Source organism: Marinobacterium stanieri, assembly GCF_900155945.1.
Lineage (GTDB): Bacteria > Pseudomonadota > Gammaproteobacteria > Pseudomonadales > Balneatricaceae > Marinobacterium > Marinobacterium stanieri.
The window spans coordinates 298,149-313,879 of sequence record NZ_FTMN01000002.1 but is presented as its reverse complement, the minus strand read 5'-3'; the positions used below and the strand labels follow the sequence as shown (position 1 = coordinate 313,879).

The window sequence follows — 15,731 nt, the reverse complement described above, 5'->3', positions numbered from 1 at the left end:
TCTTTTGCCTCTGACTAGAGGTTTCCCACCTGCTGTTCAATCAGGTTGCGCAGCTCTTCATAGGCATCCACATTCTCGGGTGCAAAGTACAGCTTGTAATACTGACGTTCCACCAGACGGCCTTTGTTGCCGTTAATGGTTTCCTTGATGGTGGCGTACAGATAGCTCATCTGCAGGTGGATGACACGGCTCTGCAGGGGGAGTTCGAATTCGTGACCTTCCAGATCAAAGCGCGTCTTGCGCTCCTTGATGGTGTAGAAGGAGACCTCGGCCACCTGGTTCAGGTTAATCAGGAAGTTGGACGTTACAGGCACAAGGCGACGTGTCTCCAGACCGTTGTGTTCCATCTGGATACCGCAGTTTTTCTTGATCTTGATAAACATGGCGACTCTCTGTCGGTGGGTGTGTCCGACTTTGAGTATATGTCATATGGGTGACATTTTGCTGACAGCTTCCCGAGAAGCTGTCAGCAGGAGGGGAGGTTACTGCTCGTAGGTACGCAGGAAATTGGCAATGCGCTCGATGGCGTCGGCCAGTAGTTCTTTGGAGGGCAGGAAAACCAGACGGAAATGCTGGGTATCCGGATAGTTGAAACCGCTGCCCTGAACCACCAGAACTTTCTGCTGCTGCAGCAGGTCGAGGGCAAACTTCTCATCGTTGCGGATCGGGTAGCGCGCCGGGTCCAGTTTCGGGAACAGGTACATGGCGCCCTTGGGTTTAACGCAGGATACACCGGGAATCTCGTTCAGCATCTCCCATGCCAGGGTGCGCTGCTCGTAAAGGCGTCCACCCGGGACAATCAGCTCGTTGATGCTTTGGTAGCCGCCAAGAGCAGTCTGGATGGCATGCTGCGAAGGTACGTTGGCACACAGGCGCATGCTGGAGAGCATTTCGAAGCCTTCGATCAGGTCGCGAGCCTTGTGCTTGGGGCCGCTGATGATCATCCAGCCGGAACGGAAACCGGCAGCACGGTAAGTCTTGGACAGGCCGTTGAAGGTGATGCACATAACGTCATCGGCCAGGGAGGCCAAGGCGGTGTGCTCTTCACCGTCATAGAGGATCTTGTCGTAGATCTCGTCAGCGAACACGATCAGCTTATGCTCGCGCGCCAGCTCCAGAATCTCCAGCAGCAGTGACTCGGGATAGAGTGCACCGGTCGGATTATTCGGGTTGATAACCACAATGCCGCGGGTTTTAGGCGTGATCTTGCTGCGAATATCTTCGATGTCCGGGAACCAGTCCTGCTGCTCGTCGCAGACATAGTGAACGGGGTTGCCACCGGCGAGGCTAACGGCTGCTGTCCAGAGGGGGTAGTCCGGTGCCGGGATCAACATCTCATCGTTGTCGTTCAGCAGACCCTGCATGGCCATGACGATCAGCTCGGAAACGCCGTTACCGATGTAGATATCTTCAATGCCCACGTTGCGGATATTCTTGCGCTGGCACTCCTGCATCACCGCTTTACGAGCAGAAAACAGCCCTTTGGAGTCACAGTAGCCTTGAGAGGCCGGCAGGTTGAGAATGACGTCCTGTACAATTTCTTCCGGCGCCTCAAAGCCCCAGGGGGCGGGGTTGCCGATATTGAGTTTGAGGATGCGGTGGCCTTCTTCTTCAAGGCGCTTTGCTTCCTGCAGTACAGGGCCACGAATATCGTAGCAGACGTTGATCAGCTTGTTCGATTTGCGAATGACAGACATCTTCTCGTTCCTGAGTTCCAGGCGCGTCGAACGGGCGGTGCGTGGGCGAACGCGGCATACTGGACAGCAAAATTAAAGTGCCCAATCATACGCGCATGCCAGAAGGCGTACAATCCAGAGGTCATCGTCTGGCGTATAGGGTGCGTTCAAATTCAGCGGGAGGAAGAGTGTGAAAAAGTGGTCGGATCTTTGTGAGCAGGCGTTGAATTTTCATCCGGACAGTTCGTTGGAAGATTTGCTGGGCATGCCGCCTTTGTCAGCGCAGGAATTGGCGGCTATACCTGATGATCGTATCTTTTCAGTGATGATGCGGCGTATTTTTCGTGCCGGGTTGAAGCATTCTCTTGTCGACTCCAAATGGCCTGCATTTGAGGAAGCCTTTTACCGCTTTAATCCTGAAGCAGTGCAGGAGATGAGTGATGAAATGCTGGAGGAGCTGATGCATAACGAACGTATCATTCGGCACTTTGGCAAGATCAAGTCCACTCGTGAAAATGCCATGATGATGGTCGACCTGGCACAGGAGTATGGCAGCGTTGCCCGAATGATTGCCGAGTGGCCGGAGGAGGATATCATCGGGTTGTGGTCCCTGCTTAAAAAACGCGGCAAGCAGCTTGGTGGCAACTCGGGAGCCTATTTTCTGCGTATGTTGGGCAAGGATACCTTCATGCTGACCGATGATGTAGTGGTTGCTCTTAAGGCTCAGGGCGTGATCGAGAAAAAGCCGACCGCACAGCGTGATCTTAAGCTGGTGCAGCAGGCGTTTAATGACTTGCGCGAGCAGTCAGGCAGGCCTCTGTGCCAGATCAGCCGGCTGCTGGCGTTCAGTGTAGGTTGAATGCCAGCGTGTATCGGTTTACAGGCTGCTGAAAATCTATCTACGTTGCCGATGCATCGTTAAAAACAGGCTCAAAATGCTCATTTAGTCCACTAAACTGCGCTTTTTCGCCTGTTTTCGCCTGTTTTCGCCCGGGCGGCGTTCCGCTTGCCTCGGCTACCTCGATAACGCTTCAACACCCTGTTACAGAGCGGGTGATAGCTGGCGCAAAAAATCAGCCAGGGTGTCAGCCAGTCGGGTATGTGGTGCCTTGCCAGGTTTTTCCAGCCAAATGCTGCCATCCTGATTGTTGAGGCTGATCATGTCATTGGTGTCGGGCTCTACTACACCGAAGAATAGCGTCAACGGGCGCTTTTGCTTGCGTTTGCTCAGTGCATGGCCAATGAGATTGCCTCGGAGTCGTTCCAGGTCTTCTCTATTCCATGCAAACAGCAAACTAAGCTGGGTGCCATCTGGCATCACGCAGTTGATGGGGTCTGACCAGTAACGACTATAGTAGCTGACCAGGTCCGGGTGCAGCTCTTCTTCCAATGCATCGCTCAGGCGTTGGAACATATCCAATGGCCCTTCAATGCGCACCGGTTGCCAGCTGACGTCTTTGCCCGGACTGGCTTCATGCCGATAGCAGGCGCTGGGCCAATCGGGATCAAAAGGGGTCATTGGGTATTGGTGTTGGTCGCAGGAGGCGAGGAAGGTCTCCATCAATTGATCAAGGGCTGTCTCTGTAGCGGTCATAAGGGTCCATCAGTCGTTTTGCAAGCCGTACCCTGACTGTGGCCCAAGTGGTCGAGGGTCGCAAGTCATTGTGTTGACTTGGTTAATCTTTGTACGGCTCTGAAATAAAACGAAATTTTTTTAAATTAAGTGATTGACAACATCTCAGAACTCCTTAAAATGCGCACCTCATTCACGGGGCACTTGTTACAACAAAGTGTCGACGGGAATGAAGAAGTGGAGCGGTAGTTCAGTTGGTTAGAATACCTGCCTGTCACGCAGGGGGTCGCGGGTTCGAGTCCCGTCCGTTCCGCCACCTTCTTGTCGAAGTGCTGACAAGATTGTAAACAAGCCGACGTTTTGGGCGAATAGCTCAGTTGGGAGAGCATCTGCCTTACAAGCAGAGGGTCGGGGGTTCGAACCCCTCTTCGCCCACCAAAACGGAGTGGTAGTTCAGTTGGTTAGAATACCTGCCTGTCACGCAGGGGGTCGCGGGTTCGAGTCCCGTCCATTCCGCCAATCTTGAGAGATGAAAGGTTAGAATACCTGCCTGTCAGCTCTCATAGGAATCGAGGGTCGCCAAGTCCCGGAAATTCCACCACCTTCTTGTCGAAGTGCTGACAAGATTGTAAACAAGCCGACGTTTTGGGCGAATAGCTCAGTTGGGAGAGCATCTGCCTTACAAGCAGAGGGTCGGGGGTTCGAACCCCTCTTCGCCCACCAAAACGGAGTGGTAGTTCAGTTGGTTAGAATACCTGCCTGTCACGCAGGGGGTCGCGGGTTCGAGTCCCGTCCATTCCGCCACCTTCTTGTCGAAGTGCTGACAAGATTGTAAAAAAAGCCGACGTTTTGGGCGAATAGCTCAGTTGGGAGAGCATCTGCCTTACAAGCAGAGGGTCGGGGGTTCGAACCCCTCTTCGCCCACCAAAACGGAGTGGTAGTTCAGTTGGTTAGAATACCTGCCTGTCACGCAGGGGGTCGCGGGTTCGAGTCCCGTCCATTCCGCCATCTTCTTGTCGAAGTGCTGACAAGATTGTAAAAAAAAGCCGACGTTTTGGGCGAATAGCTCAGTTGGGAGAGCATCTGCCTTACAAGCAGAGGGTCGGGGGTTCGAACCCCTCTTCGCCCACCAAAACGCGGAGCGGTAGTTCAGTTGGTTAGAATACCTGCCTGTCACGCAGGGGGTCGCGGGTTCGAGTCCCGTCCGTTCCGCCACTTCTTTAAGGGCCAATCCTGGTTCTGTTTAAAACCACCTTCATTATTAGTTCTGTGCGCCTTTGCACTACGAATTGTCCCTTCTTAGCACTTGTTTCCTACTCATCTGTCTTGTTCTGATAATCCAGCATTTTGATCAATGGTGGAGTCGATCTGTTGCCTGATTTGGTCGCGAGGCGTTCTGGGTAATAATATTTCCTTTAAATAGTACGCTTGGGGTCTATGAGTGGTGGGTGCTGAGTGGCTCGGGGGAGGAGTGCGTGTCAGGAAAGTATGAGCCTGAAAAGTATGAGCTTGAGTTGGGTGGCGACCTTTTTCGTGTGCCTGTCCATGAGCTGATTACGCCACTTACTCGGTGCCGGGACGTTACCCTGGATATTATGCGGCTGGATCAAATTCACCCACTGGTCAGTGGTAATAAATGGTTCAAGCTCAAGCCCGCTATTGAATCGGCGCGTAAAACCGGCATGCCAGTGCTCAGTTTTGGTGGTGCCTGGTCAAACCATATTCATGCTTTAGCATACGCCGGAGCACATTTCTCTGTTCCTACTCTCGGAATCATTCGTGGTGAGCCCGAGTATGCCAGTAACGCAATGCTAACGGATGCGCGTCGCTGGGGTATGAAACTTCATTTCGTTACCCGTGCAGAATATCGGCAGCGCACGCACCCCGATTACCTGCAATCTTTGCTTGAACGGTTCGGCCCCGGGCACTTGGTGCCAGAGGGAGGCAGTCAGGCCGCAGCGCTGCCGGCCGTGGCCTCGATCTGGCAACATCCTGTGTTCAGTGAGCGTGAATATGATGCCGTCTTTCTTCCTGTGGGTACGGGTGGGACCCTGGCGGGCGTGTTGTTCGGGGCGCCATCGAGTGTCGAGGTGATCGGAGTGCCGGTACTTAAATACGGTGAATGGTTGGAGCAGGATATTAGTGCCTTGCTGCAACAGGCCGAGGGAGCGGTGCGCTGCAAGTGGTCTCTGGATCCTGCGTCTCAGGGTGCTGGATATGCACGCCTGAACGCAGAAGAGGCGGCGCTGGTGCGGCAAATGCAGGATGGGTATGGCCTGGATCTGGATCCTGTATACACAGTCAAGGCATTGAGAGCCCTCCAAAGAAGGATTGTGCAGTGCCGAATAAAACCGCATAGTCGTATTTTGATGCTGCATACTGGCGGCCTTCAGGGAAATCGAGGGTTTGCAGATCGGCTCAGTGCTTTGGCCCCTGAATTTGTCGGGCCTTTGCCTTTATAATGCGGTAAACACATCACCAACCTGGAGAGTGCAAGCGGGCATGGATAACTTTCGTAATATTGGCTTGATCGGGCGCCTGGGAAGCAAGTCGGTCATCGATACCTTGAAAGACCTGATACGCTTTCTGGATGACCGGGGGTTGAATGTAATCCTGGATCAGTCCATCGCGGAAGTGATGCCTGGGCATGGTCAGCAGGTCTGCAAGCAGAAATTGATGGGCGAGATTTGTGACCTTGCGATTGTGGTCGGTGGTGATGGCAGTTTGCTGGGTGCGGCGCGTTCGCTGGCCAAAAGCAAGATTCCCGTGCTCGGAATCAACCGTGGCAACCTGGGCTTTTTGACCGATATTCCCCCTCATGATTTTGAGGAAAAGCTGGTAGAAGTGCTGTCTGGCCAGTATATGGTCGATACCCGCTTCCTGTTGGACGTGGAGGTCAAGCGCGATGGTGAGCCGATTGGTGAGATGACCGGTCTGAATGACTGTGTGGTGCACCCGGGTAAGGCAACACGAATGATCCAGTTTGAGCTCTATATCGAAGGACAGTTCGTATACACCCAGAAATCGGATGGCTTGATTGTCTCGACGCCCACAGGGTCAACGGCGTATGCGCTTTCGGGTGGTGGTCCAATCATGCATCCCAAGCTGGATGCCCTGGTGCTGGTGCCCATGTTTCCGCACACCCTGTCCAGTCGTCCCATTGTGGTGGATGGCAACAGTGAGCTGAAGCTGGTGATCAGTGAGGATAACAAGACCTATCCGGTCATCTCCTGCGATGGTCAGGTAAACCAGAGCCTGTCACCCGGTGACAGCATTACCATCCGTAAGCATTCGCATAAGCTCAAGCTGTTGCACCCGCGTGACTATGATTTTTACCGCACCTGTCGCGAGAAGCTGGGCTGGGGTACCAAGTTTGGAGAGCAGGGGTAAAGCGTGGCCTATCAGGGATACGATCTAATTGGTGATATTCACGGCTGTGCACTCAGCCTGAGGATGCTGCTGGCCAGGATGGGGTATCGGCAGATAAACGGCGTTTACCAGCATCCGCAGCGTAAGGTGGTCTTTATTGGCGATATCATTGATCGCGGCCCGCACATACGCGAAGCGCTGCATATCGTGCGCGATATGGTGGAAGCGGGGCATGCCGAGATCGTGATGGGGAACCACGAGTACAACTATCTCTGCTACGTGACGCCGGATCCCGAAAAGCCCGGAGAATATCTGCGCCAGCATACACCCAGGCATAAGCGCATCCTGCAGCAGACGCTGGAACAGTTATCGCCCTATGGGGATGAACAGCAGGAATACATGGAGTGGTTCCTGCAGCTACCGCTGTTTATCGAATTCGAAAATTTCAGGGTAGTACACGCCTGTTGGCATAATGAACTGATCGAAACCTTCAAGCAGAAAATGGGCGGTAATCGAATCGACCGAGGTTTTCTTGAGCGCTCGGCAAAAGAGGGCAGCTTTGAGTGGGAAGTGATGGATCGACTTCTGCGGGGCACCCATCTGCGCCTCCCTAACGATGAAGTGATGGTCAGCAAGGATGGTTTCAGACGCCATTTCTTCCGCACCAAATTCTGGATGCCGGATCCCCAGTATCTGGTGGATGTGGTATTCCAGCCGGACCCGCTACCTGCACACCTGGCGCGCTTGCCGATAAACAATGCACAGCGGGAAGATCTGCTGTACTACGGTGACACCGAAAAGCTGCTCTTTATCGGACACTATTGGCGTGAGGGTACTCCGAGCCCAATAACCGATAATATCACCTGCCTTGATTACAGCGCCGTTAAATTCGGTAAGCTGGTGGCCTATCGACTCGATGATGAAACAGTGATGCAACCGGACAAGTTTGTCTGGGTTGATGTTGCCCGTGAAGTGCACCTGATAGATCCTGAGGTGGGTGCTTCGTGATCCCTGTGCTGGAGGTGCCTCTGGGTCAGGACCTCACGGAGTTTACGGCCTGCCTGTGGCGCAGTGGCATTTCGCACCGGGTGGTTGAAAGCGAGCACTATCAGGTTGTCTGGCTGCAAAATCCCGCTGATGCCGAAACCGTACAGCACCTGTTTGCACGTTGGCGGGCAGGGGAGTCTCTGGAGCAGGTCCAGCTCAAACCCGCTCGACGTCGCCGTTTCTCGCCGGCCCCTTCGCTGAAGCAGTTGCCGCTTACCCTGCTGCTGATTGCCAGCAGTTTTGTCGTCAGTATTTTGATCGGCTTCGGCAAGGACCTGAACACGTTATCCTTCTTCAGCTTTGCACCCTTTTCACTTTCCGCTGGAACGCTGAGTTATCCTTCGGTGTCAGACGTGCTCGCCTCGGGGCAGTTGTGGCGCTTATGGACCCCCATCTTCATGCATTTCAGTCTCATGCATATCCTGTTCAATTTATTGTGGGTATGGCTGGTGGGTGGCCGCATGGAAGCCATGCAGGGGAGGTTATCCCTGCTGGGGCTGGTCATGTTCAGTGGCTTGTTGTCGAATCTTGCCCAGTTCTGGCATACCGGACCGGTTTTTGGCGGTATGTCTGGAGTGGTCTTTGCTTTGATCGCCTACAGCTGGCTGTGGGATCGGCAAAAGCAGACGCCCAGGTTCGGTTTGCCGCCAGCGCTGATGGGGTTCATGTTGTTTTGGGTGGCGCTGGGCTATACCGGAATGTTGGGAAGTCTGGGGTTTGGTGCCATTGCCAACACGGCACACCTGGTGGGGTTATTGGCCGGTCTGCTGTGGTTGCCCGTCGGGCGCCGGCTGCAGCGAGGCCGTGCTTCGCTATGATAGAATGACTGCTTGAAATACCGGAGAGTGGCATGACGTTCGAAAAGATGATTGAAACAATGGCGCCGGAGGTTTATCGGTCCTTGCGGCGTGCAGTTGAGCTGGGCAAGTGGCCTAATGGTGAACGCCTCAGTCAGGAGCAGCGGGAAACCAGCCTGCGTGCGGTCATTGCCTATGAGCACCGCCATCAGGTTGCGGAGCAGGAGCGCGTTGGCTTTATCGACCGTACCCGCCCGGATGGTCGTCAACATGGTAGTGACCCTTTACAACCCGAGACGCTGAAGATACTGACTGATGACTGAGCTTTCTCTACGGGCCAGTGGTCACCTGCGCAAGATGGTGACGCAACTGGAGGCTCCCGTGCACTACCAGCTGCCGTTGGATGATGAGCTGGTGGATATGGCTCCTCTGATTGGCCAGCCTATCCGTCTTGAATACACCGGCGAGATCCACTGTCAGCATTGTGGCCGTAAAACCCGCAAAAGCTTTAACCAGGGCTTCTGCTACCCCTGTTTTACCCGTTTGCCCCAGTGCGATTCCTGTATTGTGAAACCGGAAAAGTGCCACTACCACGAAGGAACCTGTCGTGACCCTTCCTGGGGTGAACGACATTGTTTCCAGCCTCATGTGGTTTATTTGGCCAATTCATCGGGCATCAAGGTCGGTATTACACGGGGTGAACAGGTCCCTACGCGCTGGATGGATCAGGGTGCCATACAGGCACTGCCTATTCTGGAAGTGGATACTCGTCTGCATTCCGGTTTGATTGAACAAATCATCGCAGCACATGTCAGTGACAAGACCAACTGGCGAACCATGCTGAAGGGGCAGGTTGAGCCTCTGGACCTGAAGGCCGAGCGCGACCGCTTGCTGAATCTTTGTGCGCTGCAGCTGGATAGCTTGCGCGAGGAGTACGGCGTAGAAGCCATCCGTGAACTGGATGCCGAAGTGGTCGAGATCAATTACCCTGTAGAGGTATATCCTGCCAAGGTCGGAACCCATAATCTGGATAAGAACCCGGTCGTGGAAGGTGTGCTGCAGGGGATCAAGGGGCAGTACTTGATCCTCGATACCGGAGTTATCAATATTCGCAAGTTTGCTGCCTATAACGTCGAACTCAGTTTTTAAGTTTGGAGCTTTCATGTCTGCACAGCAGCCGCAAGCCATTTATCTGGAAGATTATCGCCCACCGGCCTGGCTGGTGACGCACACTGAGCTGAATTTTGAGCTGGAAGAAGAGCAGACCCTGGTTCGGGCGCGCCTGAATATCAAGGCCAACCCCGAGGTGAGTGGCAAGCCTGAACCGCTGCAGCTGCATGGTGATGACGGTATGGAGCTGCTGCGCCTGAGTATCGATAACCAGGTGCTGGAGCCGCAGGACTATCGCCGCGAAGCGGGTATGCTTACCATCAATAATGTGCCTGACCAGTTTGTTCTGGAGTGTGTGACGCGCCTGTTGCCTCATGAGAATACGGCGCTGGAAGGGCTCTACAAATCCGATGGCATGTTCTGTACTCAGTGCGAGGCAGAAGGCTTTCGTCGCATTACCTTCTTCCCGGATCGCCCGGACGTCATGTCCATCTTTCGCACCACGCTGACTGCTGACAAGTCTCAGTATCCCGTGCTTCTGTCCAACGGTAACCCGGTGGCCAGTGGTGATGCAGAAGAGGGGCGTCATTGGGTGACCTGGGAAGACCCCTGGCCCAAGCCTGCCTACCTGTTCGCGCTGGTTGCTGGCGACTTGGCTCTGCTGGAAGACAGCTTCACCACCTGCTCCGGACGTGAAGTGGCCTTGCGCATCTATGCCGAGCACAAGGATCTCGACAAGCTCGAGTACGCCATGACCTCGCTGAAGAATGCCATGCGCTGGGATGAAGAGGTGTACGGTCGCGAGTATGACCTCGATATCTTCATGATCGTGGCGGTCGATTTCTTCAATATGGGGGCCATGGAAAACAAGGGTCTCAATATCTTCAACACCTCCTGTGTGCTGGCGCACCCGAAAACCACGACCGATGGTGGTTTTCAGCGTGTTGAAGGCGTGGTAGCCCACGAATATTTCCATAACTGGTCCGGAAACCGTGTGACCTGCCGTGACTGGTTCCAGCTAAGCCTGAAGGAAGGCTTTACCGTGTTCCGTGACGCAGAATTTTCGGCTGACATGAACTCGCGTACGGTAAAACGCATTGAAGACGTCTCTCTTCTGCGTACCGCGCAATTTGCGGAAGACGCCGGTCCCATGGCGCACCCGGTAAGGCCGGAGTCCTTCATTGAAATCTCCAACTTCTACACCCTGACCGTATATGAGAAAGGGGCAGAGGTTGTACGCATGTTGCACAACCTGCTGGGCCCCGAACTGTTCCGGAAAGGCAGTGATCTGTACTTTGAGCGTCACGATGGTCAGGCAGTAACCACAGATGACTTTGTGGCTGCCATGGAGGCTGTATCCGGGCGTGATCTGTCCCAGTTCCGTCGCTGGTACTCCCAGGCCGGCACACCGCGCTTGAACGTGACAGACCGCTGGGATGCGGATGCAGGCGAATATCGCCTGACCGTCAAGCAAAGCTGCCCGCCGTCTCCGGGGCAGGAACACAAGCAGCCTTACCATCTGCCTCTTGCCTATGGTTTGCTGGATGAAGCGGGTCGTGAATTGCGCTCCGGAGTTCTGGAGGTACGTGAGGAGGAAGAAGCTTTCGTCTTCTCCGGTCTCGAAAGCCGCCCTGTACCTTCACTGCTGAGAGCCTTCTCTGCGCCGGTCAAGCTGGAATACGACTACAGCGATGAGCAGCTGTTGATGCTGCTGCGTCATGATACGGATGGCTTCAACCGTTGGGATGCGGGTCAGCGTGTCTGTGTACGCCTGATGCAGAACTTGATCCGTGACTGGCAAAACGGTCAGGCGTTGCAGCTTCCGGCAACGCTGGTCGAAGCCTGGAAGCAGCTGCTGCAGGATGAAGCCCTGGATCCGGCCATGCTGGCTCAGTGCCTGCGACTGCCGTCCGAGGCCCTGTTGGCAGAGCTGGCCGATGAGGTGGATGTGGTGGCCATTCATGAAGTGCGTGAGTTCCTTCGCACCTCGCTGGCGCAGGCACTTGAACAGCAGTGGTTGGCGGCCTATCAGCGTTGCGATACCCGTGACGAGAGCTACTCACCGGATGCGGCTTCCATTGGCCGTCGCAGCTTGAAAAACCTGGCGCTGGGCTATCTGATGGCGACGGGGGCTGAGCCCTGGCTGGAGCTGGCGCGACAGCAGTTTGAGCAGAGCGACAACATGACCGATCAGCAGGCGGCGCTTGCACTGGTGGCGCACTCCCGTCACCGTGAAAGTGCCGCAGAGCTGTTGCAGCAGTTCTACCTGCAATGGCAGCATGAGTCTCTGGTGATGAACCAGTGGCTGGCGGTACAGGCCTCAGACCCAACGGAAGGTGCTCTGGAGCGCGTACAGGCATTGAGTGAGCACCCGGTGTTCGATGCCCGCAATCCGAACAAGCTGCGCTCTCTGGTCGGGGCCTTCTGCGGTCAGAACCCCATGCATTTCCACAGCGAAGACGGCTCAGGCTATGCCTGGCTGGCAGACTGGGTTCTGCGTCTGGACAAGCAGAACCCACAGGTTGCCGCACGTTTGCTGACACCGCTAACACGCTGGAAACGCTATGATAAGGTACGTAGTGCGCTGATGCAGAAGCAACTACAACGAATGATGGATACCGATGATCTCTCGGCTGATGTATATGAAGTAGTCAGCAAGAGTCTTGTTTGATAAGTAATGACGTATTGGGGTCTTTTACAGGCCCCGCAATAACAAACTGGTTAAGGACATGCCAATGGACGCTGTTTTCGATTCAAGCGACAAATTCGATTTGCAACAGAACTACCGTCGTTATCTGAAGTTTTATGATCAATGCCTGACTGCCAATGAAATACTCAAGGATGCGCGTGGCAGTCGCGTCTGGGTAGCCGGTGTCGTATTGATGGTTTTCGCTCTGGCTTCCGAGTTTTTCCTCGGTGCTGCGGCTGGCCTGTTCGGCCTGTACTTCTACCGTATTATGTCTGCCTGGTATCGCGTATCCCAGGCAGAAGAAGGCAAGGAAGTTGCCGAGCGCTGGTTTGCGTCCAAGGGTATGAAGTTTGAGGGGCGTATCCTGTACCGCCGTACGGACGAACAGCTGGAAGCACCGCTGGACCCGTTCGATGAAGCGCTGTACAGCTAAGTACTCGCATGCAACGTGAATATCGGCGTTTAAGCCGCAGGACACGCCACTTGCTGGCGCTGCCTGAAGGGCTTAACGTCGATTTCAAGCGTGAAGTGCAGGCGGTCAGAAGTGCTGATCTGGTCGCCTTTGCCAATGCTCCGCTGGGCGGTACCCTGCTCATCGGGATTGATGAATACACCACCACAGACGGCGTGCAACGCGGCCGTGTGGTTGGCTGTGAAGTGGACGACAAGGCGCGCCTGACGCTAATCAACAAGTCCACCGGTTGTATTCCCAATGTGGAAGTGCAGCTGTTTACCGAAAATCTCGCCGCTTCCAAACCTATCCTCCGTATCGAAATCCCCAGCGGTACACGCAAGCCGTACTGTACCCAGCGAGGTGAATACGCCATTCGTACCGATGGGCGTAACCGCGCCATGCTGCCGGAAGAATTGCTGGCCATTTTCATGGAGCGGGAAGGTGATCTCTTTCTGTCCCGGTTCCGCAAGGCGGTGCAACAGCTCGAGGTTCAGTTGGGTAGCGTTAACCACTCCTTGAGCGAAGGCATGCTGGGCGTCAGTGAGCATCTGTACGACCTGGATCAGCAACTGCAGCGTACGCTGTCGCGTATCGAGCAGCTGACCGACAGCAATAAGAAGCGCTCACGTAATCTCATGCAGGCCCTAAGGCAAAGCCAGGATGGTATCGTCCAGCTGGAGAACAGCATTGCGCCTGTGATCAATGATCAGGGGCAGCACCTGCTCCAGGATATTGAGCACAAGCTGGGCATGTTGCTGGACCTTCTGGACAGCGATAGCAATGGTAACCACTGACTGAGTCGGCTTTGACAGGTATCAACAAGTAGACACCTGAGTCAGCTATAGTGAGGGTAACCAATGTGATCGGGAGCGTGCCAAGATGAATACCTTGTCTGAATTGCACCAAGACCATATCAACCTGACGCGGTTGCTGGATATCCTGCAGCGCAAGGTTGTCCGACTGCGCGAAGGGGTCCACCCCGACTTCTCCTTGATGGCCGATGTGGTCAGCTATGTTGGCGACTACGCCGACCAGTACCATCACCCCCATGAAGATCTGATGTATGAATTTTTCCGTGGTCGAGACAGCGAGCTTGATAAGCATTTTGCCGAATGTGAACAGGAGCACCGCGATCTCAAACAGCTATCAACCAGGCTGACTGACTCCATCGAGGCGATTCTCAATGATGCCGTCATGCCGATGGATCAGTTCACGGATCAGCTGGATGCGTTTGTCACGGCGGAAAAGAACCATCTGGACTTTGAAGAAGCCAAAATCTTTCCACGCCTCAAGGAATTGGGGAGTGAGCAGGATTGGGAAGCGCTGGCCGCCAAAATACCCGAGAATCCCGATCCCCTGTTTGGCGAACACCAGGCAGAGGAGTATCGGGAACTCTATAGGGCACTAATGGAAGACATGAACGCCGAGGCGTGACCGGGTCACGCCTGGCTGGCCAGATACCGTTGTACGGTATCCACGACGGCCTGTGTTTGCGGGTCAACTTCCAGGTTAACGCGGTCGCCGGGGCGCAGCCGGGCGAAAGTTGTGCGCTCGAGTGTTTCCGGGATCAGTGAAACACTGAAGCTTTCCTGGTCCGACTCTGCCAGAGTCAGGCTGCAGCCGTTCAGGCCTGCAAACCCTTTGGGTAGCAGGTAAGGAGCGGCGTTTACCGGCGTTTTGAAACGGATATGGCAGTTATTGGCATCGGGATACTCAACTGCCAGTACCTCGGCGCAGCACAGGATGTGGCCCGACATCAGGTGGCCGCCAATTTCATCCCCTACGCGTGCCGCGCGCTCGAAATTGACCCAGGAGCCCACATCGAGAGTCCCCAGGTTAGTCAGCTCCAGTGTGGTGTCGATGACATCAAACTGGACCAGTGGTCCCTCAAAATCGGTCACCGTGAGACAGGTGCCATTGAGTGCAATACTGGCGCCATTTTCCAGACGGTCGGCGTTTTCCAGTGGCAGCTCAATCTGCAAGTGCGCCAAACCCTGTTTGCGTGTCAGGGCCTTGACCTGAGCGACCCCCTGGACGATACCTGTAAACATGCTGTGCTAACCTCTTAACGTGTGAATCCGTAACGGCTATCAGGGCGTAATAGTACCTGAAACCATCAGGGAGTGTGCAGATGCGAGTATTGGTGACCGGGGGAAGCGGGTTTATTGGTCAGGCGTTAACCCGTGCCTTGACGCAACGTGGTGATCAGGTGGTGATCCTTAGCCGCCAGCCCGGCAAGGTGCCGGCCATGACGGGTGTGGTCACGGTTGACCGCTTACAGGCCATTTCAGGTAAAGTGGATGCCGTTGTGAATCTGGCGGGGGCACCCATTGTCGATAAGCGCTGGAGTGAATCCCGCAAGCAATTACTGCGTGCCAGTCGTATCGATTTAACACGTGACCTTGTCAGCTGGATGCAGACACGGGATGTGCCGCCTGCCGTGCTGGTGAGTGGTTCCGCAATCGGTTATTACGGTTCGCACCAGGATGAAGTGCTGGATGAAAATGCACCGGTGGCAGCCGGCTTTCCGCATGAGCTCTGTAATGCCTGGGAGCAGGCGGCCCTGGTGGCAGAGTCGGCCAGTACTCGGGTATGCCTGGTGCGTACAGGGGTCGTACTGGGGCCTGGAGGCGCCTTGACCAAAATGCTGCCACCGTATCGGCTTGGCTTGGGCGGCCCTATTGGTGATGGTCAGCAATGGATGTCATGGATTCATTTGGATGATGAAGTCGGAGCTATTTTATACCTGCTCGACAACCCTTCATTGCGTGGGCCTTTTAACCTGACGGCGCCGGAGCCCGTGACCAATGAAGAGTTCTGTCAGACCCTGGGCAAGGTGTTGAAACGACCAGCGGCATTTCGCATGCCGGCTTTTGTCATGCGTCTGCTGTTGGGTGAGGCCAGTGAATTGTTGCTGGAAGGGCAGCGAGTGGTGCCGGTGCACCTTAATTCGGCGGGTTATGCTTTCAAATACCGCACCCTTGAGCCGGCACTGAAAGCGGTTATCAAGACCTGA

16 protein-coding genes and 9 tRNA genes are annotated in these 15,731 nt (G+C 54.9%); 21 read left to right on the top strand and 4 right to left on the bottom strand.

Annotated elements, in window-relative coordinates:
• Positions 1–14: 14 nt before the first annotated feature.
• Together BW956_RS06395 and BW956_RS06390 are read right to left on the bottom strand one after the other, a co-directional pair.
• Positions 15–383 carry a hypothetical protein gene (locus tag BW956_RS06395; RefSeq protein WP_010325180.1) on the bottom strand — a complete coding sequence of 123 codons (369 nt, stop codon included), beginning with the start codon at positions 381–383 and terminating at the stop codon, positions 15–17.
• 99 nt (positions 384–482) lie between these two features.
• A complete protein-coding gene (locus BW956_RS06390; protein ID WP_010325179.1) occupies positions 483–1,697 on the bottom strand; it encodes a pyridoxal phosphate-dependent aminotransferase in 1,215 nt (404 codons plus the stop codon).
• A gap of 169 nt (positions 1,698–1,866) precedes the next feature.
• Between BW956_RS06390 and BW956_RS06385 the strand changes: the two genes are divergently transcribed.
• A complete protein-coding gene (locus BW956_RS06385; protein WP_076461723.1) occupies positions 1,867–2,535 on the top strand; it encodes a DNA-3-methyladenine glycosylase I in 669 nt (222 codons plus the stop codon).
• A 183-nt stretch (positions 2,536–2,718) separates the two neighbouring features.
• Here the strand turns inward: BW956_RS06385 and syd are convergent, their stop codons facing one another.
• Positions 2,719–3,270 (bottom strand): SecY-interacting protein, encoded by a 552-nt coding sequence (syd, locus tag BW956_RS06380; protein WP_076461721.1) that lies wholly within the window; start codon positions 3,268–3,270, stop codon positions 2,719–2,721.
• A 218-nt stretch (positions 3,271–3,488) separates the two neighbouring features.
• On the opposite strand from syd, the gene BW956_RS06375 reads away from it, so the two are divergent.
• From BW956_RS06375 to BW956_RS06285, 19 genes are all read left to right on the top strand, one after another.
• A tRNA-Asp gene (locus BW956_RS06375) sits at positions 3,489–3,565 on the top strand.
• A 46-nt stretch (positions 3,566–3,611) separates the two neighbouring features.
• Positions 3,612–3,687 (top strand) — tRNA-Val (locus tag BW956_RS06370).
• Positions 3,688–3,691: 4 nt separating this feature from the next.
• Positions 3,692–3,768 (top strand) — tRNA-Asp (locus BW956_RS06365).
• Positions 3,769–3,896: 128 nt separating this feature from the next.
• A tRNA-Val gene (locus tag BW956_RS06360) sits at positions 3,897–3,972 on the top strand.
• A 4-nt stretch (positions 3,973–3,976) separates the two neighbouring features.
• Positions 3,977–4,053, top strand: a tRNA-Asp gene (locus BW956_RS06355).
• Positions 4,054–4,100: 47 nt separating this feature from the next.
• Positions 4,101–4,176: transfer RNA gene (locus BW956_RS06350), tRNA-Val, on the top strand.
• Positions 4,177–4,180: 4 nt separating this feature from the next.
• A tRNA-Asp gene (locus tag BW956_RS06345) sits at positions 4,181–4,257 on the top strand.
• Between the two features lie 48 nt (positions 4,258–4,305).
• A tRNA-Val gene (locus BW956_RS06340) sits at positions 4,306–4,381 on the top strand.
• Positions 4,382–4,387: 6 nt separating this feature from the next.
• Positions 4,388–4,464 (top strand) — tRNA-Asp (locus BW956_RS06335).
• Between the two features lie 260 nt (positions 4,465–4,724).
• The gene (locus tag BW956_RS06330; RefSeq protein ID WP_083702956.1) at positions 4,725–5,711 is read left to right on the top strand and encodes a 1-aminocyclopropane-1-carboxylate deaminase/D-cysteine desulfhydrase; all 987 of its coding nucleotides are present in this window, start codon (positions 4,725–4,727) and stop codon (positions 5,709–5,711) included.
• Between the two features lie 40 nt (positions 5,712–5,751).
• Positions 5,752–6,639, top strand: coding sequence for an NAD(+) kinase (locus BW956_RS06325; protein ID WP_010325344.1), 888 nt, complete (start codon positions 5,752–5,754; stop codon positions 6,637–6,639).
• A 3-nt stretch (positions 6,640–6,642) separates the two neighbouring features.
• A complete protein-coding gene (locus tag BW956_RS06320) occupies positions 6,643–7,626 on the top strand; it encodes a metallophosphoesterase (RefSeq protein WP_076461719.1) in 984 nt (327 codons plus the stop codon).
• On the top strand, positions 7,623–8,483 hold the full coding sequence (locus BW956_RS06315) for a rhomboid family intramembrane serine protease (protein ID WP_076461717.1): 861 nt from the start codon (positions 7,623–7,625) through the stop codon (positions 8,481–8,483). The genes BW956_RS06320 and BW956_RS06315 overlap by 4 nt, the downstream gene beginning before the upstream one ends.
• Positions 8,484–8,515: 32 nt before the next feature.
• Positions 8,516–8,785 (top strand): YeaC family protein, encoded by a 270-nt coding sequence (locus tag BW956_RS06310; RefSeq protein ID WP_010325347.1) that lies wholly within the window; start codon positions 8,516–8,518, stop codon positions 8,783–8,785.
• Positions 8,778–9,611 carry a DUF2797 domain-containing protein gene (locus BW956_RS06305; protein WP_076461715.1) on the top strand — a complete coding sequence of 278 codons (834 nt, stop codon included), beginning with the start codon at positions 8,778–8,780 and terminating at the stop codon, positions 9,609–9,611. Before BW956_RS06310 ends, BW956_RS06305 begins: the two co-directional genes overlap by 8 nt.
• Before the next feature lie 13 nt (positions 9,612–9,624).
• The gene (gene pepN / locus BW956_RS06300) at positions 9,625–12,243 is read left to right on the top strand and encodes an aminopeptidase N (protein WP_076461713.1); all 2,619 of its coding nucleotides are present in this window, start codon (positions 9,625–9,627) and stop codon (positions 12,241–12,243) included.
• A gap of 64 nt (positions 12,244–12,307) precedes the next feature.
• Positions 12,308–12,694, top strand: a complete 387-nt coding sequence (locus tag BW956_RS06295) for a hypothetical protein (protein ID WP_010325350.1) — start codon at positions 12,308–12,310, stop codon at positions 12,692–12,694.
• A gap of 8 nt (positions 12,695–12,702) precedes the next feature.
• Positions 12,703–13,509 (top strand): AlbA family DNA-binding domain-containing protein, encoded by an 807-nt coding sequence (locus BW956_RS06290; RefSeq protein ID WP_029511327.1) that lies wholly within the window; start codon positions 12,703–12,705, stop codon positions 13,507–13,509.
• Positions 13,510–13,594: 85 nt separating this feature from the next.
• Positions 13,595–14,149, top strand: a complete 555-nt coding sequence (locus BW956_RS06285) for a hemerythrin domain-containing protein (protein ID WP_076461711.1) — start codon at positions 13,595–13,597, stop codon at positions 14,147–14,149.
• A 5-nt stretch (positions 14,150–14,154) separates the two neighbouring features.
• Here the strand turns inward: BW956_RS06285 and BW956_RS06280 are convergent, their stop codons facing one another.
• Positions 14,155–14,766, bottom strand: a complete 612-nt coding sequence (locus BW956_RS06280) for a riboflavin synthase subunit alpha (protein WP_076461709.1) — start codon at positions 14,764–14,766, stop codon at positions 14,155–14,157.
• An 80-nt stretch (positions 14,767–14,846) separates the two neighbouring features.
• On the opposite strand from BW956_RS06280, the gene BW956_RS06275 reads away from it, so the two are divergent.
• Complete coding sequence (locus BW956_RS06275; RefSeq protein ID WP_076461707.1) at positions 14,847–15,731, top strand: TIGR01777 family oxidoreductase; 885 nt, start codon at positions 14,847–14,849, stop codon at positions 15,729–15,731.